This is a genomic window from Vitreoscilla stercoraria DSM 513, from assembly GCF_000382305.1.
Lineage (GTDB): Bacteria > Pseudomonadota > Gammaproteobacteria > Burkholderiales > Neisseriaceae > Vitreoscilla > Vitreoscilla stercoraria.
In genome coordinates, this window is record NZ_KB908034.1 from 1 (window position 1) to 17,272 (window position 17,272).

Genomic DNA, 17,272 nt, shown 5'->3' on the forward strand with positions numbered 1-17,272 from the left:
GCAGTTTTGAACAGCAATGCTACTGTGCTAGCGGCCTCAATCTAGTGACAGCCGCGATCGTGTTGTGGAACACCGTCTACCTAGAAAGGGCTGTGAATGCGTTACGCAGTCATGGACAAAATATCGATGATACTTTGCTGCAATACCTGTCCCCATTAGGCTGGGAACATATCAACCTAACCGGAGATTACCTCTGGCATAGCAACAAAATCGGAGTGGGCAAGTTTAGGCCGTTAAAGCAATTACCTAAGCCTTAACGTACTTTAAATTCCGTTTTCTGAAGTGACCCCTATAAAGCGTCCTGTAAATTTACAGGACGCTTTTTTATGCTTTTTTGTTGACAGTTTGGTCATATTGCATTTTAATGAAGATGCAATATGAATACTCCTCTTATGCCAAAACAGCATTGTCCAAACAGAAAGGAAGAAACATGAGCACTTATAGAGCGAACATCCGCTATTCTTACTCAAGCACGATTCGTCAATCTCGCAGCACGCAAGTGCATTCTATTTTAACCGTCAAAGACCAAAGCGAATCTGAAATCATCGCTGCCATCAAACGCCGCCATGGCGATGACATTGAAGTGACCATCAGCAGCATTCAGTGGAAATAGCTTTTGAGCCAGCATAACAGCAAGACCCAGCCTATTCATATCGGTCAACATATTGTTCGTTCGATATATGGCATGTTTTTATTGCTAGAGCCTCCCGATGCCACCGTTTTGAAAGCGCATACCGTGGATATTGCCACGTTGGCTTGGCGTTTGCCGTGTGCATGGTCGCAATGGATTTTTGATGATGGTATCAGTCACAAACGTTTGTTGTGGCTCGGCTGTCCTCGTGGCGATGACATGGTGCTGTTTGAACAGCGCATGTGCGATGTGGTTGCCCATTTTAAAATCACGACTTATGCCAGCATTCTGTTGACAGCAGATTGTGTGAGCGTGTCTTTGCACCAAAATGGTGAGAAACAAGTTTGGTTCAGCCCCGGAGGCTTCCTTACCGTTGAATGGCAGCAAGATTTGCTCAGCCAATTGTTTGGTAGCCCAAACCATCTGCTTCATTTGCGTGAATTGTCTGCACATGGAGCGATTGCCGAGCCGCAAACCAATGCAGGTAGAATGGCAAGGCAATTGAAAGCACAGCAACTTTGGCGAGATTTAAGTTGGGATAAAACAAGCGTCCTGTAAGGTTTACAGGACGCTTTTATTTTGAATAGTGACTTAAAAAGACTTTCAATTCGGTTGTGGTAAACCTTGTCTGATTAAATCGGAATATTCTTGGCTGTTGGATTCTTTGCCTATGACTCGTGGATTAACATGTGCTTTTTGATACCACGTTTTCATGTCCCAATTGGGATTTAAAGCGTGGACATCGTGCAAATAATTGGGCAAATAACCCGAAGCCAAAATGCGGTAATCCAAAGGCAGCTCGTTGTGCGTGGCTTTTTGTGCCATGCTGTAAATCAAAGTGGTGCAGTTTGACAACAAGGTGTTATACCATTGCGGCGTCGCTCGCAACGAATCGGATTTGGCAAGATATGCTAAGAACAAAGCTTGCATTTCATGTTGGCTGATGCCTTGAATCGGAAAAAAATACACTTGTTCACCACGCACATTGCTGCGGGTATAAACAATGTCTTTTTCGTCTGCGGCAATCAAACTCAATTCAAATTGACGAAAAAAGCCACCGATGGCAGAAAACTCCTCGGTTTTTTCTTTGCGAATTTCAATCGAAAACACTAAAGGTGTTTGGTCTTTGAAATCAAAGCTGACCAAAGTATGGGCAATTTGTGGACCCATCCAATATGAGGCGATGACGTTGATGCCTGTGATGTGGTTCAAATCGTATTGACGGGTTTCCCAGCGAGCATCGAAATCTGTTTGGCTGCGCCAGTTAAAATTGCGCACATTGTGTAAGGTGATGATGCTCCCATTTTTTTCATAATGCATGATTTTGGCGACATCGGCTTGCCACAAACGCTCTTGTTGAGCAGGAATATTCAAAAACCACACCACGCCCATGAGCACTATCAAGCCATGTGTATAAACAGCATGCAGTTTTCGCTGTGGTTGCCACAGTTTGAAAATGGCAAACAGACTGAATATCAGCCAAATGCCGATAAGCATGTTGTTGGCTGAGCCAAAAGCTTGTTGTGTGTGCCAAGCCATCGCCAACCATGCGCTCAAAAGTAACATGATAAGACTCAGACAAAATAAGCCGATGGCGCGCCATAAACGAGAAATACGGAACATGAATCATCTCAATGTGAACAAATAAGTGGAAGCGAGATTGTAAAGCGGCAAGCGCAGATTGCGTTATTAAGATAGGGTAGTGTTTGAATTGGTTCTGTATTGATGTATGACAATCAGCAATAACAAGCGTCCTGTAACAGCTTACAGGACGCTTGAAACGATATGACTTTAAGGTTTTACAGTTGTGATGACGGAATTTTGACCACGACCACGCATGTCTGAAGCGGCAGTGACTTTGCCATCTTGTACATGAATGGCTTGAATATCGCCCAAACGCCAGCCTTGATCTTCGACTTTATAGCCCATTTTGGTCAAGTTAGCAGCAACGGCACCCGTAATCGGTGCAAAATCATCGTAGTAAATCACATCTTTCGGGAACAATTGGTGATGGAAGCGTTGTGCATCAACGGCTTGCTTTAATGGCAAATTGTAGTCATACAAATTGTTGATGACTTGGAAAATTGAAGTGAAAATGCGCGAGCCGCCCGGAGTGCCAATGACCAAGCTTACTTGGTCGTTAGTGGTCATGATGGTCGGTGTCATCGATGACAACATCCGTTTGCCCGGTTCAATGGCATTGGCATCTGCACCAATCACGCCAAACATGTTCGCCACGCCTGCTTTGGCGCTGAAATCATCCATTTCATCGTTGAGCAAGAAGCCTGCGCCTTCCACCACCACGCCATTACCATAATCCCAGTTCAAAGTGTAAGTATTGGCAACGGCATTACCGTCTTTGTCTAAAATAGAGAAATGGGTTGTGTGTGCCGATTCTAAGCCTGGTTTGATGTTTTCTGTTGCTGAGATTTTTTTCGGATTCACTTCTTTGGCTCGTTGCGCCAAATAGTCGCTGCTGATTAATTTTGCAACAGGAATCTTAGAAAAATCAGGGTCGCCCAAGTATTGACCACGATCGGCAAACACGCGTTTTTCAATTTCAGCTATCAAATGTATGTATTGGCTGGAATTCAATGCCACGCCTTTGAAATCCGCCGCACGAGCTTCTTTCATGCCCAACAATTGGCGCAAAGCAATGCCGCCGGAACTTGGCAAAGGCGCGGTGTGGATGACATGGTCACGCCATTTAAAGCTCAAAGGCTCGCGCCATTTGGCTTTGTATTTGTGCAAATCGTCCATGCTGATTAAGCCATCATCACGTTGCATTTGTGCAACCAACAATTGGGCAGTTTTACCTTGATAAAATTCATTGGCACCATTTTGAGAGATGCGTTCTAAGGTTTTGGCCAATTCAGGTTGCTTGAAATTGACGCCTTCTTTCAAATTGCCAAAATATTTGGAAAAATTGGTTTTGCCACCGAATGTTTTTTCAGCATCGGTTTTATACAAAGATTGCGTGCCTGCGACAATGAAGCCTTGGTGAGCATAATCGATGGCGGGTTGCAGCAATTGTGACCATTGGAGTTTGCCAAATTTTTGATGCGCTTCCCACATGCCCATCACCGTACCTGGTACGCCTGCGGCTTTGGCGCCGACCACGCTCATGTTCTCAATGACTTCACCTTTTTCATTCAAATACATGTTTTTGGTGGCTGCCAATGGTGCCACTTCACGGTAATCTAAGAAATAAGGTTTACCATCCATATAAACGGTCATGAAACCACCGCCCCCAATATTGCCTGCCTCAGGAAAAGTAACTGCTAAGGCAAAAGCCGATGCTACGGCCGCATCAACGGCATTGCCTCCTTGGGCAAAAATATTTTCTACCACTTTGGCACTGTAAGCATCGGGCATGGCATAAGCCGCTTGTTTGCCTTGAGCAAGACTTAAACTGCTGGCACTGATGAGGGCTGCGGTAACTGCAATTTTCAAGTAGCGTGACATAAGCTTCTCTTTCTTCATGTATTGAAAGGGTGTTGCAAGATTCCATTCAAACATCATATTGAAGTTATGGTGTTAACAAAAGCAGGATGGATGAAAATAATCATCTGAGTCATAGAAATCAAAATTCGCTTTTGATTTTTATTACATATTAATAATTTTCCAATCGAGGCAAAGATTAAAAAGCGTTTGGATGCTTGTAAATGTCTTGATGTTAGAATGATTTTCAGTGAAACGAGATGGGGATTTTGTTGGCTGTTATTTTGAATCAATCAACTTGTGATTTAAATGTTACAAACATTGTAAATCTTATTTGTTACTGTCGTAAATTTGCTGCTTAGAGACGATGGATGTCGTTATACTGCAACAAGTAGAGTGCGGCATTTGAAGGATGAATCATGCAGTGGTGGAAGCGGTGTGGGTGGATTGTGGCATTGGGTTTATTGCCTTGTACAGCGATGGCGTGGGATCAAGATTGTGACCCCGATTTTGAAAGCTATGCAGAGGTGTTACAAAAGGCCAAAGCAGGCAATGCCGATGCCCAATATTGGTTGGGCGAAGCCTATTTTTATGGCTTGAATAATTTGGATGAGCCTATTGCCGAAGACAATCAGGCAGCTAAAAAATGGTACGATTTGGCTGTGAAGCAAAATGATGCTTGCGCCATTCATGCCATTGGCTGGATGTATGACAGCGGTGAAGGTGTGGCTGAAGACATGAGCCAAGCATTTACTTGGTATGAGCGTGCGGCGAAATTGGGCTTAAGCAAGTCACAATTCAATGTCGGCGTCTTGTTGCGTGATGGTGAAGGTGTCGAGCAAGACTTTGAGCGTGCGCGTGGTTGGTTTGCCATTGCAGCAGCGCAAGGTGATACTGAGGCGCAAGAAGAATTGAGTAATTGGGACGCTACCATCGCTGCGATATTGGCAGGTGAAGACGAAGAATAAGATTTATTACAGGACGCTTAAAGCGTCCTGTAAATCAATTGAATATTGATATTATGATGTTAGATACCAAGCAATGGTGACCCAAACGATATTGGCAAGCAAGACTATAAATGCCAGCGATTGTTGGGTGTTGGCTTGAAAAGATACATTGCGGCTTTGCCCTCGCCACAATAAGGGTACGATGAAAATACCCAAAGCAGCAGCGCAGCCCCAATACATGCCTGTTTGAGATGATTGCCAATTGAGCCAAGACAAAGACCATGCCGCAGGGATGAAGCTAAGGCTCAGTAAAATATGGGTTTTGTGGTATAAAGGGTCTTGTTTGTGACCAAAAAATAGACAAACCAAAGTCATGAAGCACGTTAGAAAAACAGGGCCAGCTGACATCAACCGCCATCCGATTGTGTCAGGTAGCCACAATGTAAAGCCACTGCTTAAGCCCATGAGCGCGCACGCTGCTAAACCGATTTTTTGGATGCTGCGATTGGCCCATTGTGATGCTGGGCGATAATCGGTGGCTTTGACTTTGCTGTGAATATCGCCATTTTGTGCAGCAATAAAAACCAAAATGTTATTTTGCTTGTCGTATAAACGGCGGTTGGCTGGACGAAGCAACATATTTTGTGCTTGTTTAATGAGTTCTTTGTCTCGTCCTTTGAGCTTAGCGGTACGAATGGCCACTTTGATTTCTTGGTAAGTTGCATCGCCGCGTATGCCTAAAAACTGATACCAATTGTCACGTTTGAATGTCGGTGTTGGATTGGCTGCTGCTTGAGTTGGAGAATATTTGTCTGTTTCGGTGTTGCTTGAATGGGCTTGTGTGTTTGCTTGAGTTTGATGAGGCGGGCGTGGATTGTTTTTGCCTCGCTTGAGCCAATTTTTTACAGAAAAACCACGTTGTTTTTGTATGGATGACGATGATTCGGACTGAATGATGGCTGCTGCCGATACAATGTGGTGTTGGGCATCATAATCGGCACGGGCATCTGGGTTTAAAAGCTGTTCTCGAGCGTCCTGAATATATTTGCCATTGAGTCCTTCCAAAACCGCATCATCTATCGCATCGGCAATGTTGGCATAACTGGCTTGGGTATCAATGCCTAAAAACTGATACAAATGTTCAAATTCGTGGATTTGATTGGTCGGAATCAGTTTCTTGTCAATTTGGTGTGTCGCTGTGGGCTTGATAGGTGTGGTATGGTGATGAACAGTGTTGGCATCCATGCCCAAAGAAGCGAATAAATGTTGGTCGTATGTTTGTCGGTGTTGTGGATTGAGCAAATGTGTGCGTGCTGCGGCAATGACTTTCGGATGGGCATCATCGCGCAAGCTGTAAATGGCAATGCCAGCTTGTATGGATTTGATGGATGCATTCGGTTCAATATTGAGAATTTGATACAAATTAATCATGTGATTGCCATTTTATAAACACTGCCAAACAGAGATTGTAGCAATGACGTCTTAATTGCTGTTAATCTTTGTCTGAAAAAAGTGTTTTTGGTTTGCAGTTTCAAATGAATGTGAACAAAAAATACAGTGATGTTAGAAGGTTTCGTTACAATGGCAGTCATTGCAACAATATTTAATGCTTGAGGAAATCTCGGTGAAAAAAACAATGATGATGGCGTTGGCTTTGTCCACAATCAGTTATGGTGCCCATGCTAATTTTATGCAGCCGAATACAGAAATCGATTCAGTAGGTAAGCATGTGGTGATTAATATTCCACAATTGCGTTTGTTTGTATATGAAAATGGCCGTTTGGCTAAAAGTTATCCGATTGCAGTGGGCAAGGGTCGCACGCAAACGCCTCCGGGCGAGTATAAAATTGGTGCCAAAGCATTCAATCCTACTTGGACGGTACCACCTTCTATTCGCCGTGATCGTGCGAAAAAAGGTTTGCCTGAGCTAAAAAGTGTCCCACCGGGACCGAGTAATCCGTTAGGTCCTGTATTTGTGCGTTTTGGTGATCCTAAATTGGGTTTGGGCATTCATGGTACGAGTAAGCCTTCTAGCGTACCGAGTTTTGCCAGTTATGGTTGCGTGCGTTTGAAAAATCCAAATGCAATTGAGTTTGCCAAGTTCATTGATAGTGGTTCGCGTGTGTCTGTGCTGTATCAGCAAGGCATGGTCAATGTTGATGGCAATAACAATGTTTGGGTGGCAGCTTATACAGACCCCTACAATTTGAAAAAATTGGACCCTGCGGCAGTGAAAGCCCAAGCCAATGAAGCGGCTAAAAAACACGGTAAAACAGTCAACGATAAATTGTTGACGCAAGTATTGGCCAATCGTTCTGGTCAACTCAATTGTGTGACATGCGGTCAAGGTGCGAAAAAAGTGCAAGGTACTTTGCAGCCTGTGAAGCAAACTGTGGCAGCAGCACCTGTCTCTAAACCTGCACAGACGGTTATACCGCCTGCATTAGAGAAGATTCCTGCTTCGGAGCCGATTAGCACCCCAGACAGCGAAGAAAGTGAATATTTCATTCAGCCACATCAGCCTGTGGATTGGAGCAGTCAGTTAAACACCAAATCGGATGAAGATTTTACCCGTTTGTGGTAATTGAATTGGCATTAAAAAAGCGTCCTGTAAATTTTACAGGACGCTTTTTATATAGGGAAAGCTCAAAAATCAATGGTCTTTTAAAGCATAGATTTCGCCCAAATTGCGCCACGCGCCGCTGACATCCATGCCATAACCAAAGACATAACGGTTTGGTACATCTAAGCCGACATAATCTGCGGTGATGGGTTTTTCTTTGTTCAATAATTTATTGGCGAAAACGGCACATTTGCATGATTTGGCACCCATTGCCATCACTTGTTCGGTGATGACGCGCATGGTTTGACCTTCGTCTAAGATGTCGTCCAAAATCAAAACATCACGACCTTCTACTTTTTGCAATTGTGGCGCGCGCGTCCAACTGAAATTGCCACCTTCCAATTTATCGCCATAGCGAGAAACATGAACGTAGTCAAAATCCAATGGGAAACGCAATAAAGGCAATAATTTGCCAGTGAATACCACTGCGCCGCCCATAACAGGCAATAACAATGGGTATGCATCGCCTAAATCGGCAGTAATTTCTGCGGCCATGCGCTCTAAAGCAGCATCACATTCGGCTGCGGTGAACAATACTTCTGCGGTATCTAAAATCTCTTGGGTTTTTGCGCGGTCTGGCATAGTCATGCTGGAGCTCCAAAATGTGTCTATTATACTGACCCTATTAAATAGGAAAAGTGCATAGACATTTTTTTACTTAGGTTTATTTTGTTGATGCTTGCGTCTTTGCCATGCTTTTTTGCGAATTTTGACTTCGTAAGCAATCGGGCTAAAGCCAATAATGAGCAATACGGCAGATAAAGACAGCACAAATTTGAAATGGACTTGGTGAAATCCCCAAGCTCCGAACACGCCACCGAGCACAAAACCTGTTACCAAACCTAAATACAATTTGAGCTTGGCCAGTTGTACCCCTTGTAATGTGGGACGGCGTTTTTTCATGGAATAAAACAGGAATTTGGCTAGCTCGATGCCGATGTCAGTGATAAAACCTGTCATGTGGGTAGAGCGTATCACGCCACCTGATAACATGGTCATGACCGTATTGTGCATGCCCATGATGAAACACATCAATAAAACGGTAATGGGTACTAAGGTTTGATAATGGGTGAGGCCAGAGGCCATGATGCCAAACAGCAACATGTAAACTGCTTCAATCCAAAAAGTGATGGCATATGGGCTGTGTAAGCGAATATGCTTGCCCCACACAATGGAAAAAGCAGCGTGACAAGCACCCAATATAAAACTCAATACCATCAGGGCAGATGAAAGCGCGATAGACCATTGTTGTAAAAAAATATGGTCGGCAATGCGTGCCAATTCGCCTGACATGTGCGAGGTGTAATGGTGAACAGCAAAAAAACCACCTGCGTTGATGGCACCGCCGATAAATGCCATCAAATATCCCAAACCTCGATAGGCGGCATGATTGACATCCGCTTGATGCAAATGGCTCATGCCATAACGAGGAGGGCGAGGATGGGACATATGACCTATTAAAATTGTTTGTGGCTGTCTAATAACAAGGTAACAGGACCATCATTACATAAAGACACTTGCATGTGGGTTTGAAATTCACCTGTGGCAACATTTAAGCCATTATTTTGTAATAATTTTGCAACGAATTCGTATAATGATACTGCTTTTTCAGGACGTGCTGCTTGGGTATAGGAAGGGCGACGACCATTGCGAGCATCACCGTATAAAGTAAACTGCGATACCAGTAACACGCTGCCGCCGATGTCGGTAACAGACCAATTCATTTTGTCTTGTTCATCAGTGAAAATGCGCAAGTGGGTGATTTTATCCGCGATATAACGCGCATCGGTTTCGGTATCTTCTTCTGCAACACCTAATAAAACCATTAAACCTTGTTGTATTTGACCTGCCGTATGGCGACTGTTGGTGGTGAGTACATCGACTTGAGCATGAGCAACACGTTGAACGACGGCACGCATAACCAGAGCACTTTCTAAATATAAATAAGATAAGATTGTAATAACACTGTGTCCATTTAAAAACAAGCGTCCTGTAAACGATTACAGGACGCTTGTTATTGGAATAATGGGTTTTAACCCAAAGCAGAGGTTGTCTTAGCGTACTTGGCTACCAATCACACCACCCAAAGCTGCACCACCTAAAGTTGCACCTGTATTGCCACCAATGAGATGACCAGCCACGCCACCTACGGCTACACCTGCAGCGGTATTGCGTTGTTGAGTGTTCATATTGGCACAGCCAACCAAAGAAGCGCTTACCAAGCCGATAACTGCTAATTGTGCAATGATTTTCATAGTGATGATTCCTTTATCAAATGATATTGTAGATTTTAATATCTAGGTTTCATTTTGACCTGAAAGGTAGCATTTTGTCATTGCCTAACATGTTAAGAATAGTTAAAGCATATAAAAAAGCCTACCATTCTTTTAAAGGTAGGCTTTTAATGCATTTTAAATGATTTATTGAGCGGTCAAAACAGCAGGTGTTTCCGTTACAAAACCGACTTTGGTCAAACCCACTTCTTGTGCAGCGGCCAGTAAAGTGGTTAATGCTTCGTGCTCTGAGGCTTTGTCCGCGGCAATGGCCAAGACGGTATCAGGGTCTTTTTCCAATTGGACTTTCAACTCTTGTACCAATTTATCGGCTGTGATTTCTTTGCCATCCACATGATAAGTACCATCTACACGAATATCCATACGAAACGGTTCTTTTTGCTCTTTGACAGGTTGCTCTTTGGCATTTTCCGAAGCGGTGGGCAAATTCAAAGGGATTTGATGGGTCAAAACAGGCATGGTTACCATAAATACAATCAGCAATACCAACATCACATCGACCAAAGGGGTGACGTTGATTTCCGCCATTGGGCTGTCGTTGCCACCGTCATTCATTGAACCAAAAGACATGATTTACTCCTGAGTTTTCTTTTCAACAGCCAATTGTGCATGCAAGTCGTGTGCAAAGCTGTCCAATTCGTGTGACAAAGTTTTGTTACCACGAACCAATGCGTTGTAAGCCAATACGGCAGGAATGGCCACAAACAAGCCTGCGGCAGTGGCCACCAAAGCCTCACCAATAGGACCTGCTACCGCAGCAATACTCATTTGACCTGCAGCGCTGATGTTGATTAAGGCATGGTAAATACCCCAAACTGTACCGAACAAGCCAATGAATGGTGCGGTTGCGCCAATAGAGGCCAAAGTGGTCAAGCCACTTTCAAATGGGCGCAAAGCTTTGGTCATAGCATTGCGAATGTGGCGAGTCATATAGGTGTCAAATGGCACTTGAATCGCTAAATTACCTGGTTGTTGGCGTTGTTGGTAGGTGTTTTTTAATTCGATAGATTCATTGATCATCTGTGCCAATGGTGAATATTGTGCATCGACATTTTTGTGGGCTTCTGCAATAGATGAAGCATTCCAGAATTTTTCCAATTCAACGCGATTGGCTTTTTTAGCTTTGAGCAAACGGAATGTGCGCCAAATGATGATAGACCATGTGGCAATGCTCATGACTACCAATGATAAAAAGACAAAAATCAGAACGGCATCGCCTTGTTCAAATACCAAACCCAAATTCATAACCCATTATCCTTCATGTATTTATTTGTTTTGTAGTCAGCTGATTGGAAATCAACTGACTCAGTGTTCGTTTGCGCCATCAACTGATTTTGAAGTTGTATGGGCGAGTGTAATTGTTTTGTACCGGCACGCCACCTTTTAAAGCGGGGCTAAAACGGCATTTTTTAGCTTGGCGCAATGCTGCATTGTCCAAACGAGCGTGACCACTAGAGCCTGTGACTTCTACGTTCAGGACGCTGCCATCAGCACCCACCGTCCAACGTACTTTAACCGATCCTGCTTCGCCACGATCTATCGATTCTTGTGGGTACACGGGGCTTAAGCAACTGGCAGAACCTGCAATTTTAGGTCCGCTGGTTGGACCAGAGCCACCACCTTTGCTATTACCTTCACCAGAACCAGAGCCGCCACCTTTGCCTTCACCCTCTTTGCCAATAGCTGTACCTTTGCCGCTACCTTGAGAACCAGCAGCTTGATGGGTGCCTGCACTGGCTGTTTGAGTGGGCGCTGTATTGGCAGGCGCTGTTGGTTCAGCAGGTTTGGGTTTGGCAACGATTTTTTCAGGCTGAGGTTTTTCGATTTTAGGTTCGATTTTTTTCTCAGGCTTAGGCTCAGGCTTGCGCTCGATTACACGCTCGACTTCAGGCTTTTTGACAATGGTGCGTTTGATGTCAGGCTGCGGTTTTGGTTTTTTAACCACAGGCGTCACAGGTGCGACCAAAGGTGCGGCTGCAGGTGGTGGGGCGCTGCCGATTTCGACGAAAGTCAACTCTTCTTGAGTGGTGATTAACTCCGCTGGCTTGTCTTCAAACGAAGACAAAGCAGCAATCCCTGCTGCGTGTAGCAAGCTCACGGCGAATATGGTTAAGGCAAATTGCGTGTTCTTTTTCATAGGGCATGATTCTAACTGAGAATGGTTACTATTAACAGTATTTTGTGTGAGATTGACGTAAAATTTTTTCAGCACGCAACAGATGTTAATAGAACAAGCAGTTACTTGTTATATATATGACAATATTATCCATAAGGATGTGGCTTTGTTATGATGTTGTCTCTTCGTCTAAACAAGCGGGTGACATCGTGCATTTAACGCAGTGGTTGTTGTTTGTGAGCAGTACTTTGTTGATTTCAGCAACACCCGGACCCAATATGTTGTGGGCATTTCAATCAGGCTTAAACCATGGTTTGAAAAAAACCATGTGGGCTTTATTGGGCTTGAGTGCGGGTTTGATATTGGTTTTGGGGTTTTCGTTGGCGGGCGTGGCCTTGTTGAGCCAACAATCGCCTTTGGCATTTGAAATTTTCAAATGTTTGGGTGCGCTGTATTTGGCGTATTTGGGTTACCGTTCATGGCACAGTGATGGCGGCAATTTGAATGTAGAAGCAGGAGAAAAAGTCACACCGTCAGCATGGCAATTGTTTCGGACCAGTTTGGGCGTGTCTTTGTCCAATCCTAAAGCGATTTTGTTTTTTGCGGCATTTTTTCCGAAATTCATCCAAAGCGATGCCCCGCAAATTCCGCAATATGGCATTTTGATTGCCACTTTTTTTGTCATCGAAATTGTATGGCAATTGTTATACAGCATCAGCGGCCAAGCTTTGTCCAGTTGGTTGCAGCAAGGCCGCCGTTTGTTGTGGTTGAATCGCAGTTGCGGGGTGGTGTTTGTATTGATTGCGGTGAGTTTATTGTGGGACAGCTTCAACACGATGTTTTAAGCGTCCTGTAAAGGTTTTCAGGCCGCTTCCCAATATTCACTGTGCAATTGCAAGATGTGTTGCCCACGCCATTGATTGTCTACCAAACGATAGACCAAATGAATGGTGGCGGGCAAGTCTTCTTCGCAGCGGAAAAACATGGTTTCGACCACTTGCCCATCTTGGCTTTTTAGTTCAGCTTTTTTATGTCCCACACCAATCGCTCTTTGTGATTGAACACTGAAAATACCTTCAAAAATCGGTGCTGCAAAACCTTGTCCCCAAATGACTTGGTTCAAGTCTTGTGCCGATTGCAAATTCAATTGGTGGCGGTTTAAAACCCCATCGGTCAAAAAAGTTTGGGTCAAGTCTGCCAATGTGATGAGTTCACGCACCGCTGCTTCAAAAGCGTCCTGAAAGGCAGCGAGATTTTCAGCGGGCAAGCTTAATCCTGCTGCCATCGCATGACCACCAAATTGAGCAATTAAATTGGGGTGGCGTTTGGAAATGAAATCCAGCGTATCCCGCAAATGCAAAGCAGGAATCGAGCGCCCTGAACCACGCAATTGTCCATTGTCGCCCGGTGCAAAGACAAAAGTAGGGCGGTGATAGCGTTCACGCAACCGACTTGCCACAATCCCAACCACGCCTTGATGCCAATCATCACGGAAAGCGGTGACTGTCATTTGAGTGTCTTGTACTTGAAACTCAGGCAGATTCAAAGCTTCTTTGAGCATGGATTGTTCGATGTTGCGGCGTTCACGGTTTAAAGAATCCAATTCTGCCGCCAAGTTTTGTGCCTCTTGCATAGATTCGGCCAGCAAACAACGTATGCCCACGCTCATGTCGCCCAAGCGTCCTGCCGCGTTGATGCGAGGACCTATGGCAAAGCCCAAATCAAAAGGTTCTGCTTTATGGATATCACGTTTGGCCACTTCAAACAAAGCTTGTATGCCTAAAGCAGCTTTGCCGCCACGAATGCGTTTTAAGCCTTGCGCGACCAAAATGCGATTATTGTGATCGAGTTTGACCACATCGGCGACAGTGCCAAGCGCGACGTAATCCAGCAATAGCGCTAAATTCGGTGGCGTTTGTGTGTCATAACGACCCAATTGTTTGTAATGTGCACGCAAAGCCAACAAGACATAAAACATCACGCCACAGCCAGCCAAGCTTTTGCTGCTAAAGCCACATTCAGGCTGGTTTGGATTGACAATAGTGCAATCGGGTAACTCATCACCAGGCAAATGGTGGTCGGTGACCAAAACTTCTATGCCTAAATTTTTGGCATGGGCGACACCTGCGCTGCTAGCGATGCCATTGTCGACCGTAATAATCACTTGTGCGCCTGCGGCATGTGCCAAATCGACCAACAGTGGCGTGAGTCCATAACCATGTTCAAAACGATTGGGTACCAAAAAATCGATTTTAGCGCCAAACCAGTGCAAACCTTTCATACCCACGGCACAAGCGGTCGCACCATCGGCATCATAATCGGCAATGATGAGCAAACGTTTGCCTTCATCAATGTATTGCGCCAATTGTGCTGCGGCTTGGTGGATGGATTTCAAATCTCGAAAATGCAATAAATGGCTTAAAGCATTGTCCGTTTCGCTCAAATCTTTCAGGCCGCGTGAGGCGTAGAGTTTGGCTAATAATGGATTGATTCCTGCATTTTGCAATTGTTGTTGTATGGCGCTGTCGGGCTCTCGAGCCAAGATATGTGGTTTCATTCGGTATCAGACGCTTGCAAATAATGGTTGAAATGGTGACCACGTTTCCAAAATGCCCAACGTTGTTTGGTTTGGAAATGCAAATCAAAGCCTGTTTCACCATCGGTTTTAATGGTCAAAGATTGTAGTTCACCGCGTTTTAATGCTTGCTGAATGGGCTGTAAAAAGCGTTCATTCAAAGCTTGAAATGCATCTTGATAGCCCCAAATGTCGCCAAACATGCTCGGTGCTTCCAATGGATTGAGCCACAAAATGGCTTGTTCAGGGCGACCTTGTTCTTGTAGCCAAGCTGCGGCAGCTGACCAATCATAAGGCGCATCGGTTTGAGTGTTGGCAGATTGTTGTAATAAAGGTGCATCGGTCAATAAAGGAATATTGGCATCCAAAGGTGTATCGCTGGCCAAGTCACGCCAAAACCAAATGCCGTTGATTTCTGCTTGCTTATTGGAACGGCGTTGCTGGTTGACAGGATGTTGGCTTAAAAACATTTGCAGTTCAGCTTGCAAGGTTTGTAATTTGGCACTGGCTTTGCGATTATCACTTTGTGGGCGCGGCATGAATTTTAGCTGACCTTCGATGTCACATACTGGCGGCAAATGCCATTCGATGGCTGCGCTGCTGGTAACCAACCATAGATATTCACGCTGGGGAACAAAGTGAAACAGGTCATCGTCCATAAAAGCGTTGATGTCTTGGCACATGGCTTGCGCTTCAGACATCGTGAGATTGAGATTGCTACCATCGCTCACGCTCATGCTGTGCATGTCTACCCGTTGTAATACTGGGCTGGCAAAAAAGACATGAGGTGCATCTGCCAAACCTGCTTGCTGTTGGCAATGTTGGAGTAAACTGGTATAGCTTTGTATTTGGCGGTACAAATCACTGCGTTCACGTTGACACGGCTGTATGTTGCCAAAACGCAACCACTCATCTATGGCTTGTGTAGGCAAGTTTTTTGGGACTTGTCCAGTGGCGGCAGCGTGTGGCCAAATCAATCCAGGTAGACACAAGGTCAAATGCATGGCGCAGTCATCTTAATGAGTAAAAAATATATTTTAACCTATCGTGGGCATAGACGATATGGTGGCTTGGTGTTCTGCCCAATGTTGATTTGGAGCATAGACTCTTTAAATTTAACTATAAGTATATTGATTGTAAAAGATTAATTTTCGCTGCATAATTGTAAAGTGATGGAAAGTTATTAGGTGTTGTATATGGGTCGCACTTATAATCCGTATCGATATTAATGAATCAATCTAAATTTGCGCCACGAATCCACTTGATTTGTTTGGCGCAATTGTATTTTTTGATTGAAAGCAATAAGTGAAATAAGGAATCAATTTGAATTCAGCTAAAAGAACCAAACGATGGATGCTCATTCCTATGGTCGTGGCTTTATTGGGTTCAGTAACAGCATTTGCTGTCGGTGATGCGCAAGAAGCACAGCGTCCTGACATGACGCGAGTGATTGAGCGTTTGAGTAAACCTGTTTTACAGCATGCACCCATTAAAGAAGTTTATTGGCGCGAAGAACAAGTGAATGAAGGCGAGAATTTCACGACCTTCTTAAATCGTTTGGGTGTGAGCAATAAGGAAGTGCAAAATTTATTGGCACAAAAAAGCTTTAGTCCAGAGCTTGTGCGTTTGCGTGCGCATCAAATGGTGAGCATACAAGGTGACAATGATGGCGGCTTGAATGCCATTCAGTTTTTCAGTGATGATGAAGACGGTGAAAAAACCTTATTGGCTTTGGAAAAAGTCGATAATCAGTGGCAAGCTTCTGCTACTGAAGTGGATACGGTGACGATGCCGACTTTGCGTGCTGTCAATGTGGTGACTTCCGCGCGTGGTGCTTTGGCACAGGCAAAAGTGCCTGTGGAAATTCGCGAAGCCATCAGTGAAATGTTTGGCGATAAATTTGTCTTGGATGATTTGAAAGAAGGCGATACGGTACGAGTATTGTACGAAAGCCATTATTTCCGTGGTCAAGAAATTTCAGCGGGCAATATTTTGGCAGTCGAAGTGGGCAAAGATGGTCGCTTGTTCCAAGCTTATTATTTTGACCATGGCGATAACACCGGTGCGTATTACGACCATCGTGGTAAATCCATTACCAAAGGTTTTGAGAACAAACCGATTCAAACTGCTGCGCGTGTGAGTTCTGCTTTTGGGATGCGTTTTCACCCGATTTTGAAGACGTATCGCATGCACACAGGTATGGATTATGCTGTGCCAACGGGTACGCCAATTGTGGCACCTTCTGATGGCGTGGTGTCATTTGTTGGTACCAAAGGTGGTTATGGTCAAACTGTGATGCTCAGTCATCGCAAAGGCATGGAAACTTTGTATGCGCACATGAGTAAGTTTGAGCCGGGCATTAGCAATGGTAAAAGCGTGAAAGCAGGTCAAGTGATTGGTTATGTGGGTACGACAGGTCGCTCGACAGGGCCGCATTTGCATTATGAAGTGCGTATTAATGGTCAGATGGTCGATCCATCGACGGTAGCCTTGCCTGTGCGGACGTTGAGCAATTCTGAATTGGCTGCGTTTAAAGGTCGTGTGAATTCGGCAGAAGAGAAGATTGCGACCATTCGTGGTTTGCCTGTGATGGTAGCGCAATTGCATTGATGGTCTGTATTGTCTCAAACAAGCGTCCTGTAAAG

General features: G+C 44.6%; 19 protein-coding genes. 7 read left to right on the forward strand and 12 right to left on the reverse strand.

Annotated features, from left to right (window positions below):
- The 3 genes from H150_RS14390 to H150_RS0111525 all read left to right on the forward strand — a co-directional run.
- A partial coding sequence (locus tag H150_RS14390) for a Tn3 family transposase (RefSeq protein ID WP_019959215.1) occupies nt 1-257 on the forward strand: 257 nt, incomplete at its 5' end.
- Nucleotides 258-430: 173 nt separating this feature from the next.
- The gene (locus H150_RS0111520; protein WP_019959216.1) at nt 431-613 is read left to right on the forward strand and encodes a hypothetical protein; all 183 of its coding nucleotides are present in this window, start codon (nt 431-433) and stop codon (nt 611-613) included.
- Nucleotides 614-616: 3 nt separating this feature from the next.
- The gene (locus H150_RS0111525; protein ID WP_019959217.1) at nt 617-1,189 is read left to right on the forward strand and encodes a hypothetical protein; all 573 of its coding nucleotides are present in this window, start codon (nt 617-619) and stop codon (nt 1,187-1,189) included.
- 45 nt (nt 1,190-1,234) lie between these two features.
- On the opposite strand, the gene H150_RS0111530 is transcribed toward H150_RS0111525, so the two are convergent.
- Together H150_RS0111530 and ggt are read right to left on the reverse strand one after the other, a co-directional pair.
- Nucleotides 1,235-2,197 carry an Lnb N-terminal periplasmic domain-containing protein gene (locus tag H150_RS0111530; protein ID WP_019959218.1) on the reverse strand — a complete coding sequence of 321 codons (963 nt, stop codon included), beginning with the start codon at nt 2,195-2,197 and terminating at the stop codon, nt 1,235-1,237.
- 225 nt (nt 2,198-2,422) lie between these two features.
- Entirely contained in the window at nt 2,423-4,096 is a 1,674-nt protein-coding gene (gene ggt / locus H150_RS0111535) for a gamma-glutamyltransferase (RefSeq protein ID WP_019959219.1), read from the reverse strand.
- 395 nt (nt 4,097-4,491) lie between these two features.
- On the opposite strand from ggt, the gene H150_RS14395 reads away from it, so the two are divergent.
- Entirely contained in the window at nt 4,492-5,040 is a 549-nt protein-coding gene (locus H150_RS14395; RefSeq protein WP_019959220.1) for a tetratricopeptide repeat protein, read from the forward strand.
- 51 nt (nt 5,041-5,091) lie between these two features.
- On the opposite strand, the gene H150_RS0111545 is transcribed toward H150_RS14395, so the two are convergent.
- A complete protein-coding gene (locus H150_RS0111545; protein ID WP_019959221.1) occupies nt 5,092-6,450 on the reverse strand; it encodes a J domain-containing protein in 1,359 nt (452 codons plus the stop codon).
- Between the two features lie 193 nt (nt 6,451-6,643).
- Between H150_RS0111545 and H150_RS14400 the strand changes: the two genes are divergently transcribed.
- Nucleotides 6,644-7,603 carry a L,D-transpeptidase gene (locus tag H150_RS14400; RefSeq protein WP_019959222.1) on the forward strand — a complete coding sequence of 320 codons (960 nt, stop codon included), beginning with the start codon at nt 6,644-6,646 and terminating at the stop codon, nt 7,601-7,603.
- A 69-nt stretch (nt 7,604-7,672) separates the two neighbouring features.
- Here the strand turns inward: H150_RS14400 and H150_RS0111555 are convergent, their stop codons facing one another.
- From H150_RS0111555 to H150_RS14405, 7 genes are all read right to left on the reverse strand, one after another.
- Nucleotides 7,673-8,230, reverse strand: a complete 558-nt coding sequence (locus H150_RS0111555) for a hypoxanthine-guanine phosphoribosyltransferase (RefSeq protein ID WP_019959223.1) — start codon at nt 8,228-8,230, stop codon at nt 7,673-7,675.
- A gap of 66 nt (nt 8,231-8,296) precedes the next feature.
- The gene (locus H150_RS0111560; RefSeq protein WP_019959224.1) at nt 8,297-9,091 is read right to left on the reverse strand and encodes a YoaK family protein; all 795 of its coding nucleotides are present in this window, start codon (nt 9,089-9,091) and stop codon (nt 8,297-8,299) included.
- Between the two features lie 8 nt (nt 9,092-9,099).
- Entirely contained in the window at nt 9,100-9,561 is a 462-nt protein-coding gene (gene dtd, locus H150_RS0111565) for a D-aminoacyl-tRNA deacylase (protein WP_019959225.1), read from the reverse strand.
- Nucleotides 9,562-9,696: 135 nt separating this feature from the next.
- A complete protein-coding gene (locus H150_RS0111570; RefSeq protein ID WP_019959226.1) occupies nt 9,697-9,897 on the reverse strand; it encodes a glycine zipper 2TM domain-containing protein in 201 nt (66 codons plus the stop codon).
- Between the two features lie 165 nt (nt 9,898-10,062).
- Entirely contained in the window at nt 10,063-10,506 is a 444-nt protein-coding gene (locus H150_RS0111575; protein WP_019959227.1) for an ExbD/TolR family protein, read from the reverse strand.
- A gap of 3 nt (nt 10,507-10,509) precedes the next feature.
- Nucleotides 10,510-11,181, reverse strand: coding sequence for a MotA/TolQ/ExbB proton channel family protein (locus H150_RS0111580; RefSeq protein WP_019959228.1), 672 nt, complete (start codon nt 11,179-11,181; stop codon nt 10,510-10,512).
- Between the two features lie 79 nt (nt 11,182-11,260).
- A complete protein-coding gene (locus tag H150_RS14405; protein WP_019959229.1) occupies nt 11,261-12,073 on the reverse strand; it encodes an energy transducer TonB in 813 nt (270 codons plus the stop codon).
- A 188-nt stretch (nt 12,074-12,261) separates the two neighbouring features.
- Between H150_RS14405 and H150_RS0111590 the strand changes: the two genes are divergently transcribed.
- On the forward strand, nt 12,262-12,897 hold the full coding sequence (locus H150_RS0111590) for a LysE family translocator (RefSeq protein WP_040755939.1): 636 nt from the start codon (nt 12,262-12,264) through the stop codon (nt 12,895-12,897).
- Nucleotides 12,898-12,914: 17 nt separating this feature from the next.
- Here H150_RS0111590 and recJ read toward each other — a convergent pair whose 3' ends face one another.
- Together recJ and H150_RS0111600 are read right to left on the reverse strand one after the other, a co-directional pair.
- Entirely contained in the window at nt 12,915-14,609 is a 1,695-nt protein-coding gene (gene recJ, locus H150_RS0111595; protein WP_019959231.1) for a single-stranded-DNA-specific exonuclease RecJ, read from the reverse strand.
- Nucleotides 14,606-15,631, reverse strand: coding sequence for a hypothetical protein (locus H150_RS0111600; RefSeq protein ID WP_019959232.1), 1,026 nt, complete (start codon nt 15,629-15,631; stop codon nt 14,606-14,608). The genes recJ and H150_RS0111600 overlap by 4 nt, the downstream gene beginning before the upstream one ends.
- A gap of 319 nt (nt 15,632-15,950) precedes the next feature.
- On the opposite strand from H150_RS0111600, the gene H150_RS0111610 reads away from it, so the two are divergent.
- Entirely contained in the window at nt 15,951-17,237 is a 1,287-nt protein-coding gene (locus tag H150_RS0111610) for a M23 family metallopeptidase (protein ID WP_026353675.1), read from the forward strand.
- Nucleotides 17,238-17,272 lie beyond the last annotated feature (35 nt).

Bases quoted from the DNA above. Each gene is read 5' to 3' on its own strand.
- H150_RS0111600 (WP_019959232.1), bottom strand. From the start codon at position 15,631: ATGCATTTGACCTTGTGTCTACCTGGATTGATTTGGCCACACGCTGCC.
- H150_RS14405 (WP_019959229.1), bottom strand. From the start codon at position 12,073: ATGAAAAAGAACACGCAATTTGCCTTAACCATATTCGCCGTGAGCTTG.
- H150_RS0111560 (WP_019959224.1), bottom strand. From the start codon at position 9,091: ATGTCCCATCCTCGCCCTCCTCGTTATGGCATGAGCCATTTGCATCAA.
- dtd (WP_019959225.1), bottom strand. From the start codon at position 9,561: ATGCGTGCCGTCGTTCAACGTGTTGCTCATGCTCAAGTCGATGTACTC.
- H150_RS0111530 (WP_019959218.1), bottom strand. From the start codon at position 2,197: ATGTTACTTTTGAGCGCATGGTTGGCGATGGCTTGGCACACACAACAA.
- H150_RS0111545 (WP_019959221.1), bottom strand. From the start codon at position 6,450: ATGATTAATTTGTATCAAATTCTCAATATTGAACCGAATGCATCCATC.
- H150_RS0111555 (WP_019959223.1), bottom strand. From the start codon at position 8,230: ATGACTATGCCAGACCGCGCAAAAACCCAAGAGATTTTAGATACCGCA.
- recJ (WP_019959231.1), bottom strand. From the start codon at position 14,609: ATGAAACCACATATCTTGGCTCGAGAGCCCGACAGCGCCATACAACAA.
- H150_RS14395 (WP_019959220.1), top strand. From the start codon at position 4,492: ATGCAGTGGTGGAAGCGGTGTGGGTGGATTGTGGCATTGGGTTTATTG.
- ggt (WP_019959219.1), bottom strand. From the start codon at position 4,096: ATGTCACGCTACTTGAAAATTGCAGTTACCGCAGCCCTCATCAGTGCC.
- H150_RS0111580 (WP_019959228.1), bottom strand. From the start codon at position 11,181: ATGAATTTGGGTTTGGTATTTGAACAAGGCGATGCCGTTCTGATTTTT.
- H150_RS0111570 (WP_019959226.1), bottom strand. From the start codon at position 9,897: ATGAAAATCATTGCACAATTAGCAGTTATCGGCTTGGTAAGCGCTTCT.
- H150_RS0111520 (WP_019959216.1), top strand. From the start codon at position 431: ATGAGCACTTATAGAGCGAACATCCGCTATTCTTACTCAAGCACGATT.
- H150_RS0111575 (WP_019959227.1), bottom strand. From the start codon at position 10,506: ATGTCTTTTGGTTCAATGAATGACGGTGGCAACGACAGCCCAATGGCG.